The organism is Aphanothece hegewaldii CCALA 016 (genome assembly GCF_003007785.1).
Taxonomy (GTDB): Bacteria; Cyanobacteriota; Cyanobacteriia; order Cyanobacteriales; family Microcystaceae; genus Chroococcus; species Chroococcus hegewaldii.
Genome location: NZ_PXOH01000002.1, coordinates 47,241 through 71,965, shown reverse-complemented (window position 1 = coordinate 71,965; position 24,725 = coordinate 47,241). Strand labels below are relative to the sequence as shown.

Sequence of the window (24,725 nt, the reverse complement as noted above, 5' to 3'; positions counted from 1 at the left end):
AATATGAAGAAAGTTTTAATTATTGATACTTCAATTTTATGTGTTTTACTGGAAGTTTCTGGAAAAGAAACTTGTGGCACTCAACAAAATTCATGGAATAAAGAAAAAGTGGATGAGATTTTAAACAAAGAAGAAGCAGAAAAAACAACGTTTGTCTTACCTTTAGCTGCAATTATAGAAACTGGAAATCATATCTCACAAGCTTCTAGTAAACGCTATGAAACGGCTCAAGAATTTGCTAAATTAATAAAATTGACAGTAGATAATACAACTCCTTGGGCAGCTTTTACAGAACAATCGCATTTATGGGATGCAGAAAAATTAAAAGAATTAGCAGATGAATTTCCAGAACTTGCTAAACAAAAATTATCTTTAGGCGATGCAACCATTACACGAGTAGCAGATTATTACTCACGTTCAGGATATAGAGTAGAAATTTTAACAGGTGATGAAGGATTAAAAGCTTATGAACCTTCACAACTTCCTCTTATTCCTAGAAGGCGGAAAAAATAATTACAAACTAGCCATCTCTTTAAGCTTTTCGGCTAATTTTCCTTCTTTTAACATCACTTCCGCTTGTTCAAAACCTGCTTTTAAATCATCACAAACACCGCATCGCCAGAGATAAAAGCCACCATTGAGAATAGCTGCATCTTTTAATTCATTATCTTGACCTTGAATTAATTCTTGCATCAAAGCGATCGCTTGTTCTGTTGATTCTAAATGAACATCTGTAGGAGAAAATCCATAATCACGGGGATCTAATAAAAAACGTTCAAAAAACGGCGATTCACCCCCTTGACCAAAACCAATAATTGCTGTACGACTACAAGCGAGATCACAACTTCCCTCTAAACCTTTTATCGAAGTAAAATAGGAAATGCCTTTCATAGCAAATGTTTTAAGAAAGCGTTCTTCAGTTGGTGGATGAACATAACCTGAAATGGGGTGAATATTACCCGTACAAGGCAACCACATTAATTCCATTGTGGCAATAGGAGGGCGTTTACCGATTTGATCACGGTAAGGAACTAAATCATAAGCCAGGGGAAAATGAGTAGGTAAATAAATAAAAGTTAGACCTGTTTTTTCTAAAAATTCTTGAGCTTTTGTAAAATTTTTTTGGGTAAAATCAATACCTAAACCTTGCCAAAGAGTGACGAGAGGAAGACCATATTTAGTCGGCATAATATCCCCGCCATGTAAGACAACAGGAACCCCAGAAGCAACTAACATTAATGTCGTAATGGGTGATACGGAAACGGTTCGAGTTCTTCCGTCATAAGGATTACCGAATATTACGACAGGTTTTTCAAAGGGTAAATGATTAATATCTAAACGTGGCCCCAGTTCATCATAAATATCCAACATTCCCGCGAGTTCTTCTGGACTCGGACGCTTGATCCGATGTGCGATTAAAAATGCTCCAATTTGCGCGGGGGTGGCTTCTTTTAATAACATTTGACGTGTTGCTTCGGCGGCTTCAGAACGGCTTAAATCTTTGCCTGTATGAACGCCACTGCCAATAGTTTTTAATAACTCACGAAAGGTCTGACTCATGATCGATTTAGTTGGATAGTTAAGTTGCTTTCATATAATTTGGGAGACTCAGCAAACAGAGAGGGGAGAGGTTGAGAACGTCCTTTACGCACTAATTCGCAAAAATGGGCGATGGGCGGAATTTGTAGACGATCGCTTGTTGTGACCATCACGACTTGACGTGTCGGACGAAGTTTTAGTTTACCATTAGCGGCAGCATTTCCATTGAGTTCGGGTGGGCTAGAAATCGGACGTACCGCCAAGGTTTCATCAGTATAAGCATCGAGTAAGGCTGACTGAGGTAATAAAGCGAGCATATTTCCTTGTCTGATGACTCCACGAAAAGCATCTAGGGTGTTTAATTCCATTGCCATTTTAATCGTGGCTTCCTGACGAGAAAACCATTCTTGTACGAGGCGTTGCATTCCGTAGCCATCTTTAAAAACGACTTGGGGATAGTTGATTAATTCTGACCAAGGAACCTCAGAATACTGAGTCAGTGGGTGGTTAGCTGACATGAGAACTTCGATCTGTTCTTCGTAGAGAACCTCAACAACCATTTCTGGACTCGCGGTTAAAAATCGATTGTGCATGACGAGCGCTACATCTACTAAGCCATCTCGTAGGACTTTTAAAGCGCGATCGCTTCCCAATGCTGTCACCCGCAGTTGTACTTCTGGATAGTCTCGACAAAAGTGTTGTAAGACTGGCGGCAAATAATGAGAACAAACCGAATGAATGGCCGCGACGCATAATTCAGGTTGTTTCCCCAAGTGTAAATCTTCAATTTCTTTATGAATTGTTGTCCATTCTAAGCAGATTTTTTTCGCCCGTGATAAGAGTTTTTCCCCCGCGATCGTCAACTTGGCTTGGGCTGTACGGTGGAATAACGGTAAACCTAAATCGGTTTCTAATGATTGGATCTGACGGCTAATCGTAGATTGTGTTACCCCACATTGTCGGGCGGCTTGTCCAAAATTTCCCGTTTCGGCTACCGCTAAAAAAGCTTGTAATTGCTCAATTCGCATTCTGATTAAATTACATTATTTCATCATATCTATGACAATACTGAATTTCTTAAAATGATTTAGTACTAATTGATACAGCCAGTAAAATAATTTCAGGCTGTTAATGTTTCGATCTTTTTTAAAACAGATATTTTGATAAAAATCCGCTAAACTGGATACAATTTATTAATTCAAATCAAACAATTTTGGGTATGTCCTCTGATCCTATCGCAACGTTTCGGATTTCTCCTCTAATTCGTCTAACTTTACTCTTACTTTATATTTCCTTAACTCTACCTTTGCCTTTTCTAGCTAAATTTACTGATGCCCCGATTTCGCCGAATTTTTTATGGCTAGGAATTGGACTCGGTTTAATAGCCTTATGGGGTGCATTAGGAGAAAAAGTTATATTAAATGACGAGCAAATTAGTGTCGTTTATCCGCATTGGTTTCCCTCCTTTTTGCGTTCAGGATGGTCATTATCTTGGAATGAGATCAAAGATTTAAAGCTTAGAACCACTGGACAAGGAGGCATCGTCTACTATTTTATTAGTCAAGAAAAAGATGCCGCTTATCTTTTACCGATGCGAGTTGTTGGTTTTTCACGTTTGGTCAAAATTGTTACAGAAAAAACAGGCATTGACACCACTGATATTCGTCCTTTATCGCAACCTTGGATGTATTTAATTTTATTAATTTTTACTTTATTTTTATTATTGATTGATGCTTGGACGATTTGGACAGCAACGACTCAACTTTAAGTATACTGATGTAAAGATAAAATTTTTGGTTCAAAATGTACAAAAAAACTTTACTAGCTTTTCTGATTTTATTTCTTTTTCCCCTACAGGCTTATGCTGAAACTATTTTAGAAAAAGTTAAGCGAACTGGAGAATTAAACGCGGCAACTCGTCAAGATGCTATTCCTTTTGCTTACATTGATAATAATAATCAATGGACGGGCTATTCATTAGATTTAATTTTACTAATCCGACAAGAATTAGAAAAACAACTTAATCGACCCGTTAAACTAAAATTATCTGAAATTACCGTTGATGATCGTTTTGAAAAAGTGGAACAAAAGAAAGTCGATTTAGTATGTGACACGACAACGATTACACAAGAAAGATTAGAAAGAGTTAACTTTTCTGTTCCTTATTTTATGACAGGCTCACAGTTTTTAGTCAGAATACAAGATGCTCCAAAGTTTGATATTGACGGTACATTAGAAGGAGTTCCTATCGCTTATATTCCAAAAACAACAACTGATCTAATTATTCGTCAGATTTATCCCTTTGCTAAATGGCAAATCATTAAAAGTCGTGAAGAAGGGGTCGAAAAACTCAAAAAAGGTGAAGTGTCTGCTGTAGCAAGTGATGGAATTTTATTAATTGGCGAACTGGTGAGAAAAGGCAATGATCCTAGACAATTTGCTTTAACTCCTCGACAACCTATGACAACAGAATTATATGGCTGTATGATGCCCAAAAACGATCTCGCATGGAAACAATTTGTTGATCAAGTTGTCACGAGTAGTAATAATCAAAAAATACAAGAAAAATGGTTTAATATTGAGCAAGGTTCTTTTCCTTATACCGTTCGTGTCGCTCCTTAATCTTTATTCTAGTTGACACTTTTTTCTCGTCTTTTCTTTCGATACAAGGGGTTTGGCAACCAAACCCAAATTTAATTTAAGAACAGAATTATTGACATTTAAAAAATTATATGCTATGTATTTTCAGTTGATGAAGTGCTTTGATAAGCAGCACCTAAGTATAATTCTCCGACTTTAGGATCATTTAATAAATCTTGTCCTGGCCCTGAAAAGCGATCGCGTCCACTTTCTAGCACATAGCCTCGATCTGCCATCATCAGGGCTTTTTTAGCGTTTTGTTCGACTAAAATAATTGCAATACCCGTTTGATTAATCGCTTTAATTTGTTCAAACACGCTACTTACAAGGATAGGAGATAAAGCGGCCGAGGGTTCATCGAGAATCAGTAACTCAGGATCTAGCATGAGAACACGTCCCATTGCTAACATCTGGCGTTCTCCACCCGATAAAGTTCCCGCTTTTTGGTGACGACGTTCTTTAAGACGGGGAAACATCGTAAAAATTTTATCCTTTAACGTAGCAAGTGAGCCAGTGCGGATAAATGCACCCATTTCTAGATTTTCTTCGATGGTGAGGGTTCCAAAAACATTAGTAATCTGTGGAACATAACCCATTCCTAAAGTAACAATCTGATTTGACTTTAAACCGTTAATTTCGCGCCCTTTAAAACGGATTTTCCCTTGATTTGGATTTAATAAACCAAAAATCGTCTTAGCTAGGGTCGATTTTCCTGCACCATTGGGGCCAATTACCGCGACTAATTCCCCTGGTGCAATACGAAAATTGATTCCTTGCAGAATGTTTAAATCCTGCACATAACCTGCATACACGTCTTCTACTACAAGTAAATCAGTCATTTGTTAGGGCGTTTTTTGTAAGTCAGGACGTTCTTCTTGAACAATTGCTCCTTCTACGGGACAAACTTGAAAACAAATTCCGCAATCAATACAGGTAGCAAAATCAATCCAGTACCAGTCAGTCCCTTTCCCGTTTTTACCAGGTCCTGGATGAATACAAGCAACTGGACAAGCATCAACGCAATCGGCAATTCCTTCGCAGGTTTCGGTAACTATAGTATGTGGCAAGTGTTCCCTCTCTTTCTAATCGGCACTGGTTTAGATCTTAAATTATTTTAAGATAAGATGAGAATTCCGAGGACGTGAATCGTTATCAGCATCTTAAAAACCTCTAAATTATGTTGTGTAAAGAAATCAGAGCTTATCGCCGATCCAAGATATAATACAATAACCCTAGCCAATTGGTTAGGGTTTATTAATTGTCGTAAAAAGATTGGTGTTAGGAAACCTAGCCAAAAATACGATTAAGTCGCACAATCAACCTAAAAATTCTTTTAAAAATATGGTAAACACACTCAAAAAACCAGAATTTGAGGAACTGCGCCCCGGTATTAAAGTCCCATCTAAAGAAACGATTCTTACGCCTCGCTTTTACACTACAGATTTTGAAGCAATGGCAAAGATGGATATTTCGATCAATGAAGACGAATTAAACGCCATCATAGAAGAGTTTCGCGTTGACTATAACCGTCATCATTTTGTCCGAACTGAGGAATTTAATCAATCTTGGGATCAAATTGACGGAGAAACCCGCACTTTATTTGTTGAATTTCTCGAAAGATCCTGTACAGCCGAGTTTTCTGGCTTTTTACTCTACAAAGAATTAGGACGGCGCTTAAAGGATAAAAGTCCCTTGGTGGCTGAGGGTTTTAATCTGATGTCTCGTGATGAAGCGCGTCATGCTGGTTTTTTAAATAAAGCATTATCAGACTTCAATTTATCCCTAGATTTGGGATTTTTAACCAAAAGTCGTAAATATACCTTCTTTAAACCCAAATTTATCTTTTACGCGACATATCTTTCTGAAAAGATTGGTTACTGGCGTTATATCACCATCTATCGTCATTTAGAAAAACATCCCGAAGATAGAATTTATCCGATTTTCCGTTTCTTTGAAAACTGGTGTCAGGATGAAAACCGTCACGGTGATTTCTTTGATGCCATCATGAAAACACAACCCGATATCCTCAACGACTGGAAAGCAAGACTTTGGTGTCGTTTCTTCCTGTTATCGGTATTTGCGACAATGTATCTCAATGATATACAGCGTTCTGGCTTTTATAAATGTTTGGGTTTAGATGCGCGTGAATATGATAAATACGTCATCGAGAAAACCAATGAAACCGCCGCACGAGTTTTCCCAGTAATGCTTGATGTCAAAAATCCCAAGTTTTACGATTCTCTAGAAATTTGTGTGAAAAATAACGAGCAATTACGCGCTATTGATGCTTCTAATAGTCCGAAACCGTTTAAATTCCTCCGCAAGTTACCGTTATATATTTCTAATGGTGTACAACTAATCGGTTTGTATTTCATGAAACCAATTCGGATGGATCATTTACATGGACAAGCTCGTTAATGTTTTTTAGTCCAAATCTGTAAAAATAGAATTCTTTTCATTACGCTTCGGGGTTTGGTTTCCAAACCCTCTTTTTTAGTATATTATGCAAACAACATCCGATTATTCTTGTGCGTTTTGTGGCGAAATGAATACAACTTTTGTAGATATTAGTGCAGGTTTCGAGCAATCCTATATCGAAGATTGTCAGGTTTGTTGTCGTCCAAATATTTTATATGTTCGAGTGGATGAAGATACTTTTGATATAGAAATTGATAGTGATTATGAAGAATAAGCTAAGAATTTACTGAGCAAGAGGATGACTCAAAACCCGCGACTTCTGCTAGGGTGTATATAGGTCGTCCTTTCACTTCTTCATAAATTCGCCCAATATATTCGCCCAAAATTCCAATACTAATTAACTGAACTGAGCCAAAAAAGAACACCGCAATTAAAATCGTTGCTAAACCCGTTAAAGAAGAATTAGGCTGATGTAAACGCCAATAAAGAACGAGTAAGGCCATACAAGCCGATAAAAAAGCGGAAAATAAACCAAGATAAATCGACAAGCGCAAGGGAACACGAGAAAAAGCAATTAAACTATTAAGAGCCAAAGATAAGGATTTACGAAAGGTATATTTAACCTCTCCAGCAAAACGGGGATCTCGTTCAAATTTGACCGCCGTTTGTCTAAAACCAATCCAAGCCCGTAAACCCCGTATGTAGCGGCTGCGTTCGGGCATCCTATTCAGAATATCCACGATTTGACGATCCATAAGACAAAAATCCCCTGTATCTGCTGGAATATCAACATCAGCTAATCGACGCAAGATACGATAGAAAACATATGCAGTGAACCGTTTAAACCAACTTTCTTTGTTACGTTTGATGCGTTGAGCATAGACGACATGATAGCCCTCTCGCCATTTATCTAGCATTTGGGGGATTAATTCGGGTGGATCTTGTAAGTCTGCATCTAGAATAATAATGGCCTCTCCTCTGGCAAAATTCAAGCCCGCCGTTACTGCCACTTGATGACCAAAGTTCCGCGCTAAACTGAGATAACAAACTCTTGGATCTTTTTGATGCAATTCCCGCATCATGTATAAAGAGCGATCGCGGCTACCATCATTAATCAAAATTAATTCAACTGAACTATCTAATTGCTCCATCAATTCACTAACACGACGGTATAACTCAGAAATATTTTCCTCTTCGTTATAAATAGGAATAATCAGAGAGTATTGAGGAATTTTAGCTACAGAATTCACAGTTATAAACTCGCTATTTATGACGCATCAACCAAGATTTTACAACTTAGGAGATCAGTCTTAAAAATTATTAGTATTCTCGGTCATGGTAGCCGCTTTTTGGGGCCAATCTTCCCCTAATTGAATGGTAAAATCGGACGATAAATTCCCTGTACTTTCGACTAATACCTCGCCTAAACCAATGGCTGCTCTAAGTTCTGCCGCGCCTGTATCATCGCCTTTTTGGATGACAATGCGGGTGACTTTTAAAGGTTCTGGTGCGCCACGACTCAGATAAACATTAGGATAACCAGCTTTTTTAAGATAATTTACCATTGCTTGGGCTGCTTCTGGATCATCGATACTATCTTGAACAGCAATATTTAACTGTGCTGCTTCTTTTTGATTATCTTGACGATAGCCTTGAGCGAAATATTGCGCCGCCAAATTTTGAATTTTTTCTAAGTTGGGCAACCAATAACTAACCCCATGTCTACCATCACCGCTAAACTCGCCAGGTAACATCAGCATTTGTACATCTGAGCGTTGTGTCTGAGCGGCAAAACCCGATAAAGCGGCTAATTCTTCTACTGTTAAATTCGTATCTAAATGATCCTGAATTACTTTTAATATTTCGGGCATTTTTAGAATAGTTTGAGGTTTTAAAGCTTGTTCGATGACTGCTCTCATTAATGTTTGTTGTCGCTGAACTCTCCCAATATCGCCGTATTCATCGTAACGAAATCGTAAAAACTGAATCGCTTTCTCGCCATTAAGATGTTGTTTTCCTGCTTTAAGATTGATGTAGAGATGTTGACTAAAATCATTGTATTTCATGTCTTTGGGAACATAAACGGTTACACCACCCAAAGCATCGATCAGTTTTTCAATCCCTTGTACATTAATACGGACATACCGGTCGATCGCCACTCCATCTAAAAGATTACTGACGGTTTCGGCGGCTAATGCTGGCCCACCATAACTATTCGCTTCATTAATTTTTTGGAGTCCATGACCTTCTATATAAGCCTGAGTATCTCTGGGGATCGAAAGAACTGTTAATTTACCTTGAGTCGGTTCAAACCGCAGCAAAAGCATCGTATCTGAAAGCCCCTCAAAGGAATTCACCAGGGCATGATATCCCAAATCCTGCGCTTTTTCGGGTGCATCGGTCACATCTGAAGTCAATACCTTTGTTCCTAAAACCAATATATTGACAGAACGACTTAATTGTGGTATGCGCAAACTGCTATAAGAAATGGTTTCTTTTTGTCCAAAAACGGCCTCTTGTTCGGGTGATAATTTAGCTTGTCGCAGGGGTGTCGAAGATAGAGAAACGGCTAAAATTGCGCCTGCTGTCGCTGAAAGAACTGCTAAACTGGTTAACCCTAAACCTAGGAATAGCCATTTAAAAGGTGATTTTAGCTTATATTTGCTGTTTTTTGACTTTGCCACAAATGTTACTGTTTGTTTAGAATGGCTAGAGGTGGGATTTTTTTTGACTGACACAGATGATCTGATCCTATCGAGGATGAATGGGGATTAGCTCTACATTTTAGCGACAAAGACCGTCACTCAAAATAGGCTAATACTCTAAGATAGGAATCCATTCATAAGTATTGACAATTCCTTGAAAATAAGAATTGATTGTCTCACGAGAGTAAGGAACTTCTCCATCTTCACCAAACCATTTATCAAAAATTCTGACTGTATTTGGCTCATCCGTAACAATTCCTTCCATAAATTTAATAAGACTATAATTAACTAAATCTCTCCATTGAGATTCATCATGAGGAAGGGTACAAGCATAGGACTCATATTGATAAGGATAGTTCGGTACAATCTCCAAATTATTAGCATTAGCTGTTGTTTTTTTAAGTCCTTCTAAAACAATTCCATCACTCGCAAAACCATCAATTTCACCCGCTTCTAATTTTTTTAGCCCATCTAATCGATCTTTAACTGTAACTAATTGTGCGGCGCTTTGTTGGGATTTAATCACTCTTTCGTTAGTGGTTTCGGAAATCACTCCGATCCGTTTACCAGCTAAAGATTCTACCTCATTTAAACCACTGCCTTTTTTAGTTAAAATCTGAGTACCACTTGCAAAATAACTTACTGAAAAATCGATTTCTTTTTCACGGTTCCAAGTAAAAGTAGTTGAACCACATTCTAGATCAATACTGCCATTTTTGAGTTTTTCAAAACGATTTTGCGGAGTTACTTCGACTAATTGCAGTTTAATCGGTTTCCCCAGTTGTTTTTCAGTTTGTTGTCGGATCAGTTCTAGCATATCCAGAGAGTAACCTACCCATTGACCTTTATCATTAATATACCCAAAAGGGATCGCATCTTTTCTCGCCCCTGCGGTGATGACTCCCGTTTCCTTGATTCTTTCTAAAACTTTTCCCGCCCAACTCGGAGATTGACTAATAATTGAAAATAATAAGGTTATTGAGATTAAGGTTATTTGCTTTTTCATCGTCTTCTCAAAGGATAATCGGGAGATAGAGACGAATAATATTTCTACTGGGTTTCTTTCATAGAAACGCGATAGGTCTTGTAAAGACGCAATATATCGCGTCTCTACCAAATTCCTACATTAATTATTCCCATTCGATCGTCCCAGGCGGTTTTGAGGTAATATCATAAACCACACGGTTAACGCCTTTGACTTCATTAACAATACGATTTGAAAGAACTTCTAATAAATCGTAGGGAACTTTCGACCAATCTGCGGTCATGCCATCCTCACTACTGACCAAACGTAAGACAATAGGATAAGCATAGGTGCGTTGATCCCCCATGACACCAACACTACGAACGGGAAGTAATACCGCGAATGCTTGCCAAAAATCGTGATACATTCCTTGTTTACTGATTTCATCTCGTACAATAAAATCGGCATCTCGTAGAATATTTAGTTTTTCTTTGGTAACTTCTCCTAAAATACGAATGGCTAAACCAGGCCCTGGAAAAGGATGACGACGTACAATCTCTTCAGGTAGTCCAATGGATCGACCTAATTTTCTCACTTCGTCTTTGAAGAGTTTTCTTAAGGGTTCGACTAGCTTAAACCGGAGATTTTTTGGTAAACCCCCGACGTTATGATGACTTTTGATTTTAACAGCGACTCGTTCCCCTGTTTTTGGGTCAACATTGCTATCAGCCGATTCAATGACATCAGGATACAATGTACCTTGGGCTAGATAATCGAAAGGGCCAAGACGATTTGATTCTTCTTCAAATACCTGAATAAATTCGTGTCCGATGCGTTTGCGTTTTTCTTCGGGATCGGTTACATCTTTAACTTGTTCTAAAAATCGTTCTCGCGCATTAACATAGACAACGGGAATATGAAACTGTCGATCGAAGATGTCCATTAATCGTTCAGGTTCACCTTTTCTCATGAACCCTTGATCGATAAACATACAAGTTAATTGATCCCCGATCGCACGATGTAACAAAAAGGCTAGAGTAGAAGAATCTACACCGCCTGAAAGGGCTAATAATACTCGTTTATCGCCAATTTTTGCCCGAATTTCTCGTATTGATTCTTCAACAAAGGCTTCTGTTGTCCATGTGGGTTCACACTCACAAATATGATAGACAAAATTACGGATTAGGGCAATTCCACCGACAGAGTGAACGACTTCGGGATGGAATTGGACACCGAATAGTTTTTTACTATGATTGGCGATCGCTGCACAGTCGGTATTATCTGTATGGGCTAAAATTTCAAATCCCGATGGAAGTGCTTTACACGAATCTGCATGACTCATCCATGCGATCGAACCATTTTCAACATTTGTTAGTAGGTTTGTCGGATCATCAATGTGTAGAGACGCTTTTCCGTATTCTCCACGTTTTGCCCGTTCGACTTTTCCTCCTAGCTGCTGTACCATCAGTTGCATTCCGTAGCAGACACCTAAGATCGGTACTCCGAGTTGCCAAATATTGGGATCACAATGGGGCGCACCTTCATCATAAACCGAATTTGGCCCACCTGAAAGAATAATACCTTTGGGATTGAGTTGTTGTAATTGTTCGGCTGTTGTACGGTAAGATAAAACCTCTGAATAGACATTCGTTTCTCGAATGCGACGCGCTATTAATTCAGAATATTGTGAACCAAAATCTAGGATCACGATCATCTGACGATTTAGTTTTGATTCTATCGACTCTGGCGGCAAAGTCTCTGCGTTTTGGGGTATTGATGGTGTTTGGGTAGTCACTTCTAAAGACGAAAATTAGAGGGCTAAACGGTGAGAGTGTCAAAAAACAATTAATAATTGTTAAGTACTTTGGCTTTTAATGATTTTTTTATCTTTTTTCAGAATAAAATCTTAAGAAGCCATCTCAAAATGTAGCTAAAATTAAATATTCATAGGATTATAACATACTTGTTAGTTGTCATCTGTCTTCGGGCTTACTTTTGAAAGAAAAATCATTCCTTTTTGGCTAGAAATAAGAATTGAACGATCTCGATCAAATAAAACTGAACCGACTTCAACAGTATAGGGAGCGTGTTTACGGATATAATCTTGGCAACGGAGATCGATCGTAGATGCGATCGCACCATATACCTTTTCAGCCCAATTATTCCCCGCTTCTCGTAATAATTTTAGAGCTATTTCTGTTGTAGCACTCTCAAACACCTTTTGTAGAATTGGAGTCGGTAAACCCACATTAGCACAGTGAGCCGTCAGAATTTCTAACCGTCCATCTGCTAAATGATGATGAGTATGAAAAATTCCACCCGCAAGCTTGATGAGTTTTCCATGATAACCAAATAATAATATTTCCTTGACACCCGATAGCGCAGCCGTCACCAACATCGGACCGATCCAATTCGCCGTTTTAACGATTTTTGCGGGATTAATGCCCATTTTTTGCGCTAAATCTCGTCCATTTTCCCCAACACAAAAAACTAATGTTTCAAACTGGCTGGCTTTTTGCGATAATTCTTCTTGATATGCGTCAAGTTGTTCGGGTGCGCTCAAAGGTTCCGATATTCCTCTAGTACCCAATAAAGATAATCCTTCAACCACACCAAACGCAGCATTAGAAGTTCGTTCGGCTAGATTTTTTCCTTCAGGTAAAATAATTGTTACGGTAATACTTTCATCGGCTTTGAGAAACGGTCTTAAGTTTTCATATAATAGACGTTGGGCATAACTATATATTGCTGCTTTACCTTCATTATTGATCTGTATTCCAATTCCTTCACCACCTTTAAGGATAATCTGAGATTCAGTATTTTCCGTAATTTCGACTAATGCCCAAATGGGTGTATTTTTAGTGATGTCTAAATTATCACCAGGATCACTACGAGTAATTGCTAAAGCTTGATTAGAACTTATTTTAGCAACTTGTTCAATGGGAATCTCGACAATTTGAGGAGGTTCGATTAAATTAAATAATACTGTATTACCTAATATTTCTCCATGAAGATGACGTACAGCAGCGATCGCAGAAGCACAAGCAAAAACAGGTAAAGTATATCCTGAACGAGCAGTCATAATTAAATAAAAGGCATAATTATCTTAAACTACTATCTTAAATAAGCTAAATATGAACCAACTAAAAACACCTATTCTTAGTGATACTTGGGTTAAAGCAACTTGGGTTGACATCCTCTCACGCCGATTTGCGGCGGAGATTCCCAAACCTCACGATTTAGGTTTCTGCTTCATAGCAGTTGCCTTGACAGATTTACTCTGTTCGGGTCTTACACTCGCTCCACAGACTGACACCGCAAGCCCTGCGGCCAAAATATTTTTACTTGCGTTAATATCTCTGTCGTGGTGAATTCCACAATTAGGGCAATCCCACTCTCGGACTCTTAACGGCATTGTAAGTGTGATGTGACCACAACTACTACACCGCTTTGAACTAGGAAACCATCTATCGATTTCGATATAGTTTCTCCCGTACCAACGACACTTATAGCTTAATTGACGAGTAATTTCACCCCAACTAGCGTCAGATATAGCTTGAGCTAACTTGTGGTTTTTAACCATGTTTTTCACCGCTAAATTCTCAACTACTATCGTTTGGTTTTCGCGTACCAGTTGAGTTGTTAGTTTATGTAAATGGTCTTTTCTCGTATCGGTAATTTTTACGTGAATGTTAGCTACTTTGATTCTCGCTTTATCTCTATTTTTAGAACCTTTCTGTTTTCGGATAAGACTTTTTTGCGCTCTCCTCAAACGGCGATAGTGTTTTTTAAGATGCTTGGGATTAGAAATTTTATTTCCATCACTGGTTACAAGTAAGCTACTAATCCCTAAGTCAATCCCTATCACTTTGTTTGTAGCGGGTAACGGTTTTACAGTCAAATTATCAAATCTAATTGATATATGCCAACGTCCTGAAGGATGTAGCCTAACAGTAACAGTACTCGGTTCACAACCAAGAGGCATTTGTCTAGACCATCTAATAGGCAATGGTTCTGAGCATTTAGCGATCGTGATTTGTCTGTCTTTCCATTTGAAGGCTGATTTGGTAAATTCTGCACTTCCTCCAGTATGTTTTTTCTTGAAATTAGGGTACTTAGCACGACCAACAAAGAAATTAGTAAAAGCAGTTTGTAAATGCCTCAACCCTTGTTGCAAAGGGACACAGCTAACTTCATTTAAGAAGCTTAATTCTTCTTGTTTTTTCCAGTTGGTCAACATCGAAGACGTTTGATTGTATCCGACTCTTTCTTGTTTTTCGTACCAAGCCTGAGTTCTTTCATGGAGAGCTTTGTTATAGACCAACCTCACGCAACCCAATGTACGTCGCAAAAGCGACTCTTGTTCGGGTGTTGGGTAAAATCGGTAACTAAAAGCTTTTTCCATATCTCACATCATAGCATCTATTTTGTGAATACTTGATTATTGATAGTAAAGCCGTCCTTCAGGACGGGGTAAAGGACCCAATTTTTCAATGAAGCCTTACGACGCACTAGAGAAAGCAATCATAGTGAAGTAGGACAATGGTTGATGCAATTTCAAAAATAAAAAAGATTATTTGATTTTAATATACGGTGCAAGTTTTGCTTGTCTTTTTTCCATTTGTCGCTCATACCAATTCATAATAGGCGTTGTAGTGATGCCGTGTATGATTACAGAAAGTGCGATCGTTGTCAAGGTAATCCAAGCTATTTGTTCACCCAATTCCCCTTTTAATCCTTTACCAAAAGCATAAAATAAATAGTACAGAGAGCCAACACCTCTAATCCCAAACCAACCGAAGAGAAAGCGTCGAAGCACAAAGCGATCGCCTATTGTACTAATCCAAGCACCCAAAGGACGAATCACGAAAAATAATAATCCAGCAATCATCAAAGATTGTGACAAATAAAATAAAATCGGTTCAAAGCGGAGTATCGAACCAAGTAGTAATATTGTACCAACTTCTAATAACTTTTCGAGACGTTCAATAAATTCTAGTTGATTATGGGGTTTTTCAGGAGTACGGTAACTGCGTTGTGTCACAATACCTGCGACAAAAACCGCTAAAAATCCATAGCCATTCACCAATTCTGTTAAAGAGTAAGTTAAAAAAATAATACTCAGAGCGATGAAATCTTCCATGAGTTCATCTAATGAGTCAATATTCGATAGGTGTAGTCGTTGATCGAGCCAAACAACGGCTTTTGCGACTAAAATACCCATTATCATACCCGCAGCAGAAGCCCAAATTAGATCGACCAATACCCAATCTTTAAACCAATTCTGCCAATTACTATCTTTAAGCCAATATAACCCAAAATAGACGAAAGGAAAGGCGAGAGCATCATTTAAACCCCCTTCGGAAGTCAATCCAAAACGTAATTCATCCCCATCTTCAGGGTGTTTTATTTGTACTTCTGATGCTAGTACAGGATCGGTCGGTGCAAGAATCGCTCCTAATAATACAGCAGTACCAAATTCTAAGCCGAGTAGCCATTGATCAAGAAATGCCAGTGCAAAAATAGAAATCGGCATCAAAAAACCAATTAAGCGTATCGTCGAATTCCAAGCTAGGGCATTCAGAGGACGATTCATCTTTAAACCACAGCTAAAAAGAGAAACAATGACCACAAACTCAGTTAATCGCTCTAAAAAGTCTGCATCTGGTCTAATTTTAATTAATTGAATGCCATAGGGGCCAAGAATAATTCCAATAATTAAGTAGATTAGGGCATAAGAAAGCGGTAAACGGGAAATCCAACCTGAACCGAGAGTAACAAACAATAAAAGTGAGCCAATGACCAACAGAATCAGAATATAGTTATCCACAGAAGATACACGCTACCCAAAATATAATTGCTACCCTAATCTACTAAAACTAAGATTCTGACTAAAAACCCCCTTTGGTAGATGTTATTGAGGAGGGCGATTATTTTTGAAGCTTGAAAGCCATTCTTGTAGCTGATTTCCGGCGACTTCGCGTCCACCCAAACCAAAAGCTAAAGCAATTGCTACAGCGATCGCACCTAATAATAAACCAAACGCTAAATTAACGATACTGCTGGCAATACCCATTTGTTGCAATGCCATCGCGGATACTAAAGCAATAATGGCAATTCTGGCGGTTTGTCCAAGAATTCGGGCTTGAGAGCTACCTGAACTGGTAATTAAGCTAAAAGCCAAATTCGCTAAATAAAGACCCACAGCAAATACAATTAAACCCGCTAGAATACGACCAAAAACGATTAATAAACCGCTAACTAATGCCGTTAATGCGGGAATATTTAAGATATTCGTCGCGGCTACGGTGGCAAATAACATAACACCGACGACGACAACAATTCCAATAATTTCAGATGGAGTCCGTCGCGTCACTGACACAGTATCGGGTGTCGAAACTCGGCCAACTTCATCACCTAATGATGGCACATCAATAGTAGGTCGAGTGGCATTTGTTGGGAAACCTAACCAGTCGAAAATATTATTAAAACCAATACTCGTTAAAATACTGGTGACTAATTCCCCAACAAAACGACCGACAACATAAGCAATAATAAGGATAATTACCGCCGTGAAAATTTGGGGAATTGCACTAAGAATCTGATTGAGCATCGCAATAGCGGGAACTGAAATCGCCTCAATTTGCAAAGCATCAAGAGCAGCGATCGCCGTTGGAATTAAAATCAAAACATAGACAATTGTACCGAGTAGCCAAGACAGAGATTGTCCCCCTGTAGTCCGTCTTAGACCAAATTTAGCACCAATGCGATCGACACCTGTCGCCGATAAAAGATTCGTGACAATACCGCGTACAATACGAGCAATTAACCAACCGACAGTACCAATGAGAACCGCTTTCAAGATTCTGGGTAAAGCTGCCAGAATATCATTGAGTAAGTTTTGTACTGGTTGAAGTGGCCCTTGTAAGTCCAAAACGCCTAAAATTAGCGGTAAGAAAAACAGAAAAACAAACCAGTATAAAGCATTTCCCAGAGTTTCGCTCAAAAGCATTCGATTTTCAACTGGTACGCCATCGGTTTGCTCGGCAAGTCGTTCATCGAGTCCGAAAGATCGTGCCGAGCGAATCACAACAGATTTGGCTAATGTGGCTAAAACCCAGGCCAGCGCTATTAATAAACCGGCTGCACCGAGTCGTGGTAAAAAGATAAAAATCTGATTGAGGAAATTATTGAGAGGAGTCGCAACGGTGGTAAGTTGTAGGACATTGAAAAAGGCTACCACCGTCATGATAATCAGTACCCAAAAGACGACGGAACCGATTAAATTCTCAATTTGCGGCTCAGAGCCAGTGCGTGAACCAGATACAGAACGCGCTATACGATTATCAATATCAGTGCGTTTCAAGAGATTTTTGACGATCCCTGCAACGATCGAGGCGATAATCCAACCAAGGATTAAAATGATAATTGCACCGATCAAGTTTAATACGGTTGCACCTAAGCCGCTTAATCCCATTGCAGCCAAAAATTGAGTAATGGGAGATAAAGCAGGATTAGAATCAGTGGTTGTCGTTGTGGTTGTGGGTGCGGATGTTTGTGCTATGAAGTCTTGTAAAACAAGTGGCTCAAGCCATAAATTGCGAATTAGAGTGTCGTTCATGATCATTGATTTGATCTCAAAATGAATAAAAAAGTGAGTTTTTTAGGGCTGTACGATGTAGGGAGAGTCAATCTTCTCCCCTTGGCCTGATTTCACCAAAGCTTGATAAACTAAAGCGGCAGCCTCGGCACGAGTGATATTTTGTTGGGGTGCAAGGATCTTTGGTTCAGGATGATTTACTACTAAACCGGCTATGGTTGCTGCTGCTATTTCATTGATTGCATAGCGCGGAATTTGTTCAGCATCTTGATAGAAGCTAAGGACTTGTTCAGGAGATGAAGTATTAGTGAGTCGTAACCCGTTGCTCAGTGCCACCAAAGATTCGGCTTTAGAAATGGGTTCATCGGGTCGAAATACTTGTCCTGGATACCCTTTCATGAATGCCATCTCCACAGCTTGCTCGACTGCGGGTTGTGCTTCGTCTCCTGCTGAAAGATCCTTAAAGTTGATCGATGGTTCAGTTTTTGAGCGATCAAAAGCTCTCTGCAACAGATCTGCAAACTCCGCACGAGTCACGGGCTGTTCGGGTTTGAAGGTATTATCAGGAAAACCTGACATAATTCCACGTTCAACCATCACGGCAATAAATGGACTTGCCCAATAATCCGACGGAACATCGGAAAAGCCTCTCGTCTCAGTCGTCGTTTCCCTTGGTTGAATAGGAACTGGAATAACTGAGGTTGTGGGTGAGGTTGTGGGTTGAGGTAAAGGGGTCATCGTGGGTTGCGAGCGATTAGGGGTTATGATACCTGTCTCTGGACTAACGCGCTCAAAAGATCTGTCTAGTGGAGTAGGTGCGACTGTGGGTGAAGGAGAAGGAGTCAACGTTGGCAATAAAGATAAATCAAATCCTTGCTCTAACTGGCTAAATGACCACCAAAAAATCGCGCCAATACTACTAAAGGCTACTAGAATTCCGATGAAGTCATCGAATTTAAGAGGTTCTCTTCGGTTAGGAGGTGGATTCGGCGGCGGTGAATAACTCATGAAAGAAATCCTATAGGGTTTAGCACTTATCGCACAATTGCCAAAATTCTAACTTGAAGATATAACACTGGATCAATTTTTTGCAATTCCTCTTAAGAGGGATTATTTGACCTACCTACCCTTAAAAGATCGCATTATTTGAATTTTTCACAACAAAACCCAAAAGTAATAGCAATGTGATTTATCGTAAGAGTTTTAGTTCGTTTTAATGGTAAAATTCACAGCAAAATAAAATAAAATAATGAATTTTTTTACCTCACTAACCACCGCGATTGAGCAAAACCAGAGTTTACTCATTGTTGCCCTCGATCCTAATCCTGAGATGATGCCTCTAGAATACGGTATGGGAGACGATCGCCGTACACTGATTAAACAACTTTGGAATTGGCTATCTTTTATCATTAACGAAACATCGGATTTAGTTTGTGCTTATAAACCTACTCTGGGATTTTATGAAGCACTGGGGACATCAGGTTTAGAGTTACTTTTGCAAGTCATTAAAACGGTTCCGCAGAATATCCCTGTTATTTTAGATGCTAAACACGGTGATCTCAACACTAGCACGGTTTTCGCTCGTACTGTTTTTGAGGATTGGGGAGTTGATGCAATAACGCTTAATCCATATGTGGGACAGGATCACGCCGCTTCTTTTTTAGTGTATCCCGACAAAGGTACTTTTATTCTGTGTCGTACCTCGAATCCTGGTGCTATTAATTTACAAGAATATCCCACATCAGATAATCCTTTTTATCTTCAAGTGGTACGAGAAGTTCAAACTTGGGGAACCCCTGAACAACTATTTTTAGAAGTTGGTACAACAAACGGTGAAGTATTATCAAAAATTAGAGCGATCGCACCTGAAAGATATCTTCTTTTACGCAGTATTTGGGCAAAAAGCGGCAATCTTAGAGATATTCTTACGGCAGGATTGAATAATAACAGAGACGGCTTATTAATACCAGTTCCCCAAGATCAATTAAGTACCCAAGATTTAAGAAAAAATGTTCAAGCACTGCGTGACGAAGTGATTAGCATTAAGAATACACTGGGGGAAGAACGTTCCAGTTGTAAAATCTGGACTTCAAATGTATGTTTATTAAATAAGCATCCCCACCAAGATTTAATTCTACAACTTTATGATATTGGCTGTTTATTATTTGGCGAATATGTCCAAGCATCAGGGGCAACTTTTTCTTATTATATTGATTTAAGAAAAATTATTTCTAATCCTCAGATTTTCCAACAAGTTCTCTATGCTTATGTTGAGATCCTTAAAACATTAGAATTTGACAGAATTGCGGGAATTCCTTATGGTTCGCTACCCACGGCTACGGGTTTATCATTATTATTAAATCGTCCCATGATCTATCCGCGAAAAGAAGTAAAAGCACATGGCACTCGTCGTTTAATTGAGGGACATTTTGAACTAGGCGAGACTGTTGTTGTTGTGGATGATGTCTTAATTTCTGGAAAAAGTGCGATCGAAGGAGCCGAAAAAATTTCATCTTCTGGCTTAAATGTCAAAGATATTGTAGTATTTATTGACCACGAAGAAGGAGTTAAGGATAAAATTAGAGCAAAAGGTTATCAAGCTTATTCAGTAGTCGGGATTTCCGAAATTACAGAAACCCTTTATAGTGCAGGTCGAATTAGTCATGAGCAATATCAATGTTTAATAAAAAAACATTAAAATTAATCTTCTTCTAACTTAGAATGAACAATTGGTAAAATAACAGTAAAAGTTGTTCCTTGCTCAAGCTTACTGCTTACTAAAATATCTCCACCACAACGACTTAAAAGATATTTAACAATTGTCAAGCCTAGTCCTGCACTACTATTAGCATCATTATTTTTTCCTCGATAAAAACTATTAAAAATTTTATTAATTTCTCCCGAATCAATTCCAATTCCTGTATCTGTAATTGTTATTTCAACACAATTAGATTTGAAAAATGCTCTAACAAAAATGCGACCGCCAGAGGGAGTATATTTTAAACTATTATTTAATATGTTCTGTAAAATTTGTCGTAACCAACTCTCAGGACAAGACACAACAGGCAACTTTCGAGGAACAGTATAACCCATTGAAATTCCTTTTTCTTCCGCCAAAGGTTGATAGGTACTGACAATTCCAGGGATCAAATCTTCTAATTTTAGCGTTGTTCCTAGTTCACCCGTTAATTGCTCAAAAGCAACTAATTCTAATAAACCTGTTACGACTAAAGATTGTCGATCGCATTCTCTTTGCAACAAATCTAAATATCGTTGTCGTTGCTCTTTTTTAGCCTGTTTTGAATTGAGTAAAAGTAAAGCTGTTTTCATATTCGTCAAGGGCAGACTAATTTCTTGAGATAAGTTTTTTAAAAGCGAAGTTTTAAACTGAACTTCATCTGTTATATATTTAATTTTTTGACTAGAATCCTTAATTATTTTTTCCTCATTCTGCATCATTTCACTTTGTTTAATTTGCTGCATTAACAAACTATTTATTAACTTTGAATTGAGATTATTTGGCAAAGTAAAAAGACTATGATTACTGGATAAAACCTCTTCTGGAGTTTGATCAGTTACGATAATTGACTGTTTAATAACCGTTAAAATATTATTAATTAAAACTGGCTCAAAACTAGAAATAAATGTCCAAGAAATTGGCTGTTTATGCTCATTAGTATTATTCAAACTTGGTTCAGTTTGTTTATGGGCTAATAGCAAGCAACAAAATTGAGGAGAAAGGACAATAAAATAATATTCTTTTTTTAGCTGAGAACTTGGCTCTAACACTAAAGGAGTAATCGACGTACAATGATGAGTATTGCTCTTAAACTCGAAAGCTGCTGCGAAATCTTCTAATTTTTTTAAACGAGTCGTACAATAATAAATTTGAGTCGCTTTTCCTTGTTGATAATATTGTTCTAACTCTTCAAAATGAGGAAATTTATACCAAACTGTGGCTAGTATTTGTTGTTCAATCAGAAAATTAAAGAGAGCTTTAGTGACATTTCTAAAAGTAGTATTGCTAATAGTTAGAGATTGAGAAGGCGGGTTAAACTCTTGAGTTAGCTGATAAAGAATGGATTTGGCGGAAGATGGTAAATTCATTAATTTGATTGTTTGAGTATTTAATAAGCCAGATTAACTTATTTTTCTCAACAAAGAGAGCAACTTTGAAAAGAAAGTTACAAATCATTGTCAATTTATATCGCTTTAATGAAAAATTTTTGCAGTTAAACTGACTCAGTTAAATAGGATAGGGACAATTTGAAAAATTGCCCCCAGATTTTTGAATTGATTAAGAACCTGTGAAGCACCTATGACTAAAGTCAAAGGCTTCCCAGACTCAATTCGCAACCGAACTGATTCACACTCGATGAACTACTTTTTGAGTAGCCACCACTTAACGAGTGCCTTCCGTGGGCGTAAGTTTCCGCACTTCCTGCGGTACTTAATAATTGTACCATAGTTTCGCCGTCTCTCATCCCATGACTAAAGTCACGGGTGTACGGGCGCGGCTTATAAACCTGGTAATTCTAGCCCACTGGTTAAATCTTCCATTTTTGAGCGCATCATTTCGGTAGACTTGCTATAAGCGGCTTTCATGGCTTCGGTTACAGATGCTTGTATCGCCTCGGTTCCTTGTGCTACAGCATCGGGAGAAATTTCGACCCCGACGGGTTCTTGGTTGCCACTCATATAGACTTTAACCAAACCGTCGCTACTTTCTCCGACAATTCTCATTTGTTCGAGTTCTTTTTGAAGCTCTTGCGCTCCTGCTTGAATTTGTTGGGCTTTTTGAAATGCCGCTTGCAATTCTTTTATTTTATTTAAACCAAATCCAAAACCTTGTTTTTCTGCCATGTGTAATATTTAGGTCGATGTTTATACAACTTTACGAAAAAGAAAGAGTGAAGGATGTTTAATCTTACATCGTTGGTAAAATAACCTTCTCATCCATTTTAACCGTTTTGAACTTTTCCTTCACCAAGAATTGTAGATCAATATAGAAGCCTATCACCGTTTGAGCGGCTTTTTCCGCGGATTATTCCCTTTTTCAGTTCAAAATACCCGCTAACCAGCCTAAAAATTCATCGTTTTACCGATAATGAGTTTTTTGTCTTTTTTTTGGCTATAAAAGGAAAACTCAGGTTACTTTATCAAGTTGGCTAAACTAAATTGAGTATCTTGATTTGTATTATTTTTTATAGTACATTTTAGCGTATTTTTCAGAGGTAGATCATTTCTAGCTTTTTGCTAATTCTTTAAGAAAAATTTATTTTGCTCAAAACAGCTTTTTTAAATAGAAAATATTTTTTTACAACAATATCTATACATCCTTCCCAAGTAAGAAATAAGAGCCAGAATTAATTATTATACTGATTAACAAAATTGATATAATAATTAAATCAAACAATTTGTTATATTAGTAACAGATCTGAAAAGTAACTTAATACCAAAGCTTAAGCATTGAAGAGAAACTAGATTTGATATAATATTTCAAGTCACTCCCACGCACGAAGAGTCAAAACTTTGATCTAGACGATAGTGGAAAAAACGACCGAATTAATTTGCAAAGAGTGCCGCTAAGATAAGATCATTATAATTCATTAGTTTGAGGAATCATGAGCGATATTCAAGAAAAAATTCAAGAGGAATTAGTTAACGCTAGAACAGTCTGTAAAACAGAAGGTACAGACTCGGCTGAATGTGCCGCCGCTTACGACGCTGTAGAAGAATTACAGGCTGAAGCAGCCCATCAACGGCAAGAGCATCCAGTAAAAAACTCTTTTGAAAAATACTGTGATGATAACCCGGAAGCGGCTGAATGTCGTCTCTATGAAGACTAATTCAGTCACTTACCTTGGCTAACCTCTATCACTTACAATTAACAGTGAGTCGTCTTGATCTAAGAGGCTTGCTGTTTTTTGTGAACTCATATCGAAGATTCAATGCAACAACTTTGGTTTAGACCTTTAGTCTGGACAGACTATCGTCTCGCTTTAATATTTACCGTTATTTTGCCAGTTATTTTCTTACTCTGGGCATTATTACAAAAAGTCGAGTCAATTCAGCGTTTGCTCATCATTTATTGGCGTGTCGCCAGTTTATTGATGATTAGTATTTACTTGATGATACCATCTTGGCCGATCGCTTTTATCACCAGTTTCGCTGCAAGAATTTTAATAGCGATCGCATTGTGGTTTTGGGTGGATCTCAATGATGAGATCAAAGATTTACCCAAAAGCTTACTCAAACTAGCTTTTACTGCTTGGCGATGGGCTGTTACAATTTATACACTTCTAGGGGCATTAGCTTTAGTCCCCTTTTACTCTTGTGTATTTACTGAAGGCGCGATCAAACAACCGTTTTGCGAGGTTTGGTCAGAAGCACCCTGGCAGTATAAATCATGGATGCACCCTAATTTTGCACCCAGTGTTTTAGGCTTTTTTGGATTAGTCGGTCTATTGTTTTATATTTTCTACTTAGGGTATTTCCTCCTTTTCCGTCTAAGTAAACAAGGACGAACCGCGTTAGAACAATGATTAATATTGCTAAACGGCTTGAAGCCTACACAATTAAACGCCCTCAAGAGGTTTTACTCGTTACGATTGAAAGCGAGGGGGAAATCGATGAAATTGCGATTTTTAAAGGTTTTTCCAGTTCTTTAATTCGACCTACCAACCCCGATCCCGATATTCCCCTTATTGGTGAGCTTGCAATAATTAAAAATATCGATCGCCTTAAAAGTCCTTATCATCCCAATCAACCGAGTTATATTCAACAAGGTTTAAACGATGAAGAAATGGAAAGCTTGTTACAAGAATTGGGGTTGTAGGGGCAAAGGTTGCCAAGCCCC

24 protein-coding genes are annotated in these 24,725 nt (G+C 38.2%); 9 read left to right on the top strand and 15 right to left on the bottom strand.

What is annotated here, in order from left to right; translation table 11 throughout:
* Nucleotides 1–3: 3 nt before the first annotated feature.
* Entirely contained in the window at nucleotides 4–513 is a 510-nt protein-coding gene (locus tag C7H19_RS02330) for a hypothetical protein (protein WP_106455278.1), read from the top strand.
* On the opposite strand, the gene C7H19_RS02325 is transcribed toward C7H19_RS02330, so the two are convergent.
* Entirely contained in the window at nucleotides 514–1,560 is a 1,047-nt protein-coding gene (locus C7H19_RS02325) for an anthranilate phosphoribosyltransferase family protein (protein WP_106455277.1), read from the bottom strand.
* Nucleotides 1,557–2,567 carry a LysR family transcriptional regulator gene (locus tag C7H19_RS02320; RefSeq protein ID WP_106455276.1) on the bottom strand — a complete coding sequence of 337 codons (1,011 nt, stop codon included), beginning with the start codon at nucleotides 2,565–2,567 and terminating at the stop codon, nucleotides 1,557–1,559. Before C7H19_RS02320 ends, C7H19_RS02325 begins: the two co-directional genes overlap by 4 nt.
* A gap of 191 nt (nucleotides 2,568–2,758) precedes the next feature.
* On the opposite strand from C7H19_RS02320, the gene C7H19_RS02315 reads away from it, so the two are divergent.
* Nucleotides 2,759–3,307 carry a hypothetical protein gene (locus C7H19_RS02315; protein WP_106455275.1) on the top strand — a complete coding sequence of 183 codons (549 nt, stop codon included), beginning with the start codon at nucleotides 2,759–2,761 and terminating at the stop codon, nucleotides 3,305–3,307.
* Nucleotides 3,308–3,342: 35 nt separating this feature from the next.
* Entirely contained in the window at nucleotides 3,343–4,161 is an 819-nt protein-coding gene (locus C7H19_RS02310; RefSeq protein WP_106455274.1) for an amino acid ABC transporter substrate-binding protein, read from the top strand.
* Between the two features lie 113 nt (nucleotides 4,162–4,274).
* Here C7H19_RS02310 and C7H19_RS02305 read toward each other — a convergent pair whose 3' ends face one another.
* Together C7H19_RS02305 and C7H19_RS02300 are read right to left on the bottom strand one after the other, a co-directional pair.
* Nucleotides 4,275–5,018 carry an ABC transporter ATP-binding protein gene (locus tag C7H19_RS02305; protein ID WP_106455273.1) on the bottom strand — a complete coding sequence of 248 codons (744 nt, stop codon included), beginning with the start codon at nucleotides 5,016–5,018 and terminating at the stop codon, nucleotides 4,275–4,277.
* Between the two features lie 3 nt (nucleotides 5,019–5,021).
* Nucleotides 5,022–5,246 (bottom strand): ferredoxin family protein, encoded by a 225-nt coding sequence (locus C7H19_RS02300; RefSeq protein ID WP_106455272.1) that lies wholly within the window; start codon nucleotides 5,244–5,246, stop codon nucleotides 5,022–5,024.
* A gap of 274 nt (nucleotides 5,247–5,520) precedes the next feature.
* Here C7H19_RS02300 and acsF point away from each other — a divergent pair, with 274 nt between their 5' ends.
* Together acsF and C7H19_RS02290 are read left to right on the top strand one after the other, a co-directional pair.
* Nucleotides 5,521–6,597, top strand: coding sequence for a magnesium-protoporphyrin IX monomethyl ester (oxidative) cyclase (gene acsF / locus C7H19_RS02295; protein ID WP_106455477.1), 1,077 nt, complete (start codon nucleotides 5,521–5,523; stop codon nucleotides 6,595–6,597).
* Nucleotides 6,598–6,682: 85 nt separating this feature from the next.
* On the top strand, nucleotides 6,683–6,871 hold the full coding sequence (locus tag C7H19_RS02290; RefSeq protein WP_106455271.1) for a CPXCG motif-containing cysteine-rich protein: 189 nt from the start codon (nucleotides 6,683–6,685) through the stop codon (nucleotides 6,869–6,871).
* 1 nt (nucleotide 6,872) lies between these two features.
* On the opposite strand, the gene C7H19_RS02285 is transcribed toward C7H19_RS02290, so the two are convergent.
* The 9 genes from C7H19_RS02285 to C7H19_RS02245 all read right to left on the bottom strand — a co-directional run bounded on the left by C7H19_RS02285 (nucleotide 6,873) and on the right by C7H19_RS02245 (nucleotide 18,874).
* Nucleotides 6,873–7,829 carry a glycosyltransferase family 2 protein gene (locus C7H19_RS02285; protein WP_106455476.1) on the bottom strand — a complete coding sequence of 319 codons (957 nt, stop codon included), beginning with the start codon at nucleotides 7,827–7,829 and terminating at the stop codon, nucleotides 6,873–6,875.
* Nucleotides 7,830–7,907: 78 nt separating this feature from the next.
* Nucleotides 7,908–9,335 carry an LCP family protein gene (locus tag C7H19_RS02280; RefSeq protein WP_106455270.1) on the bottom strand — a complete coding sequence of 476 codons (1,428 nt, stop codon included), beginning with the start codon at nucleotides 9,333–9,335 and terminating at the stop codon, nucleotides 7,908–7,910.
* 76 nt (nucleotides 9,336–9,411) lie between these two features.
* Nucleotides 9,412–10,308: an amino acid ABC transporter substrate-binding protein gene (locus tag C7H19_RS02275; RefSeq protein WP_106455269.1), complete on the bottom strand. Its 897-nt coding sequence runs from the start codon at nucleotides 10,306–10,308 to the stop codon at nucleotides 9,412–9,414.
* A 124-nt stretch (nucleotides 10,309–10,432) separates the two neighbouring features.
* The gene (guaA, locus tag C7H19_RS02270; RefSeq protein ID WP_181280507.1) at nucleotides 10,433–12,061 is read right to left on the bottom strand and encodes a glutamine-hydrolyzing GMP synthase; all 1,629 of its coding nucleotides are present in this window, start codon (nucleotides 12,059–12,061) and stop codon (nucleotides 10,433–10,435) included.
* A 171-nt stretch (nucleotides 12,062–12,232) separates the two neighbouring features.
* Entirely contained in the window at nucleotides 12,233–13,348 is a 1,116-nt protein-coding gene (gene cbiD, locus C7H19_RS02265) for a cobalt-precorrin-5B (C(1))-methyltransferase CbiD (RefSeq protein WP_106455268.1), read from the bottom strand.
* 150 nt (nucleotides 13,349–13,498) lie between these two features.
* Complete coding sequence (locus tag C7H19_RS02260; protein ID WP_106455267.1) at nucleotides 13,499–14,671, bottom strand: RNA-guided endonuclease InsQ/TnpB family protein; 1,173 nt, start codon at nucleotides 14,669–14,671, stop codon at nucleotides 13,499–13,501.
* A 168-nt stretch (nucleotides 14,672–14,839) separates the two neighbouring features.
* Complete coding sequence (locus C7H19_RS02255; protein ID WP_106455266.1) at nucleotides 14,840–16,096, bottom strand: cation:proton antiporter; 1,257 nt, start codon at nucleotides 16,094–16,096, stop codon at nucleotides 14,840–14,842.
* Between the two features lie 84 nt (nucleotides 16,097–16,180).
* Nucleotides 16,181–17,887 (bottom strand): mechanosensitive ion channel, encoded by a 1,707-nt coding sequence (locus C7H19_RS02250; protein ID WP_219907563.1) that lies wholly within the window; start codon nucleotides 17,885–17,887, stop codon nucleotides 16,181–16,183.
* Between the two features lie 42 nt (nucleotides 17,888–17,929).
* Nucleotides 17,930–18,874: an S-layer homology domain-containing protein gene (locus C7H19_RS02245; protein WP_106455265.1), complete on the bottom strand. Its 945-nt coding sequence runs from the start codon at nucleotides 18,872–18,874 to the stop codon at nucleotides 17,930–17,932.
* A 241-nt stretch (nucleotides 18,875–19,115) separates the two neighbouring features.
* Here C7H19_RS02245 and C7H19_RS02240 point away from each other — a divergent pair, with 241 nt between their 5' ends.
* Complete coding sequence (locus C7H19_RS02240; protein ID WP_106455264.1) at nucleotides 19,116–20,564, top strand: bifunctional orotidine-5'-phosphate decarboxylase/orotate phosphoribosyltransferase; 1,449 nt, start codon at nucleotides 19,116–19,118, stop codon at nucleotides 20,562–20,564.
* 2 nt (nucleotides 20,565–20,566) lie between these two features.
* Here C7H19_RS02240 and C7H19_RS02235 read toward each other — a convergent pair whose 3' ends face one another.
* Nucleotides 20,567–21,973 carry an ATP-binding protein gene (locus C7H19_RS02235; RefSeq protein WP_106455263.1) on the bottom strand — a complete coding sequence of 469 codons (1,407 nt, stop codon included), beginning with the start codon at nucleotides 21,971–21,973 and terminating at the stop codon, nucleotides 20,567–20,569.
* Nucleotides 21,974–22,384: 411 nt separating this feature from the next.
* Nucleotides 22,385–22,729, bottom strand: coding sequence for a YbaB/EbfC family nucleoid-associated protein (locus tag C7H19_RS02230; RefSeq protein WP_106455262.1), 345 nt, complete (start codon nucleotides 22,727–22,729; stop codon nucleotides 22,385–22,387).
* 761 nt (nucleotides 22,730–23,490) lie between these two features.
* On the opposite strand from C7H19_RS02230, the gene C7H19_RS02225 reads away from it, so the two are divergent.
* The 3 genes from C7H19_RS02225 to C7H19_RS02215 all read left to right on the top strand — a co-directional run bounded on the left by C7H19_RS02225 (nucleotide 23,491) and on the right by C7H19_RS02215 (nucleotide 24,704).
* Nucleotides 23,491–23,715, top strand: a complete 225-nt coding sequence (locus tag C7H19_RS02225) for a Calvin cycle protein CP12 (protein WP_106455261.1) — start codon at nucleotides 23,491–23,493, stop codon at nucleotides 23,713–23,715.
* Nucleotides 23,716–23,817: 102 nt separating this feature from the next.
* Entirely contained in the window at nucleotides 23,818–24,411 is a 594-nt protein-coding gene (locus C7H19_RS02220; RefSeq protein WP_106455260.1) for a DUF3177 family protein, read from the top strand.
* Nucleotides 24,411–24,704, top strand: a complete 294-nt coding sequence (locus tag C7H19_RS02215; RefSeq protein ID WP_219907568.1) for a DUF7734 family protein — start codon at nucleotides 24,411–24,413, stop codon at nucleotides 24,702–24,704. The genes C7H19_RS02220 and C7H19_RS02215 overlap by 1 nt, the downstream gene beginning before the upstream one ends.
* Nucleotides 24,705–24,725: the final 21 nt, after the last annotated feature.

Coding starts and splice junctions, on each gene's coding strand:
- C7H19_RS02330 (WP_106455278.1), top strand. CDS start 4: ATGAAGAAAGTTTTAATTATTGATACTTCAATTTTATGTGTTTTACTG.
- C7H19_RS02325 (WP_106455277.1), bottom strand. CDS start 1,560: ATGAGTCAGACCTTTCGTGAGTTATTAAAAACTATTGGCAGTGGCGTT.
- C7H19_RS02320 (WP_106455276.1), bottom strand. CDS start 2,567: ATGCGAATTGAGCAATTACAAGCTTTTTTAGCGGTAGCCGAAACGGGA.
- C7H19_RS02315 (WP_106455275.1), top strand. CDS start 2,759: ATGTCCTCTGATCCTATCGCAACGTTTCGGATTTCTCCTCTAATTCGT.
- C7H19_RS02310 (WP_106455274.1), top strand. CDS start 3,343: ATGTACAAAAAAACTTTACTAGCTTTTCTGATTTTATTTCTTTTTCCC.
- C7H19_RS02305 (WP_106455273.1), bottom strand. CDS start 5,018: ATGACTGATTTACTTGTAGTAGAAGACGTGTATGCAGGTTATGTGCAG.
- acsF (WP_106455477.1), top strand. CDS start 5,521: ATGGTAAACACACTCAAAAAACCAGAATTTGAGGAACTGCGCCCCGGT.
- C7H19_RS02290 (WP_106455271.1), top strand. CDS start 6,683: ATGCAAACAACATCCGATTATTCTTGTGCGTTTTGTGGCGAAATGAAT.
- C7H19_RS02275 (WP_106455269.1), bottom strand. CDS start 10,308: ATGAAAAAGCAAATAACCTTAATCTCAATAACCTTATTATTTTCAATT.
- cbiD (WP_106455268.1), bottom strand. CDS start 13,348: ATGACTGCTCGTTCAGGATATACTTTACCTGTTTTTGCTTGTGCTTCT.
- C7H19_RS02260 (WP_106455267.1), bottom strand. CDS start 14,671: ATGGAAAAAGCTTTTAGTTACCGATTTTACCCAACACCCGAACAAGAG.
- C7H19_RS02250 (WP_219907563.1), bottom strand. CDS start 17,887: ATGAACGACACTCTAATTCGCAATTTATGGCTTGAGCCACTTGTTTTA.
- C7H19_RS02245 (WP_106455265.1), bottom strand. CDS start 18,874: ATGAGTTATTCACCGCCGCCGAATCCACCTCCTAACCGAAGAGAACCT.
- C7H19_RS02240 (WP_106455264.1), top strand. CDS start 19,116: ATGAATTTTTTTACCTCACTAACCACCGCGATTGAGCAAAACCAGAGT.
- C7H19_RS02235 (WP_106455263.1), bottom strand. CDS start 21,973: ATGAATTTACCATCTTCCGCCAAATCCATTCTTTATCAGCTAACTCAA.
- C7H19_RS02230 (WP_106455262.1), bottom strand. CDS start 22,729: ATGGCAGAAAAACAAGGTTTTGGATTTGGTTTAAATAAAATAAAAGAA.
- C7H19_RS02225 (WP_106455261.1), top strand. CDS start 23,491: ATGAGCGATATTCAAGAAAAAATTCAAGAGGAATTAGTTAACGCTAGA.
- C7H19_RS02220 (WP_106455260.1), top strand. CDS start 23,818: ATGCAACAACTTTGGTTTAGACCTTTAGTCTGGACAGACTATCGTCTC.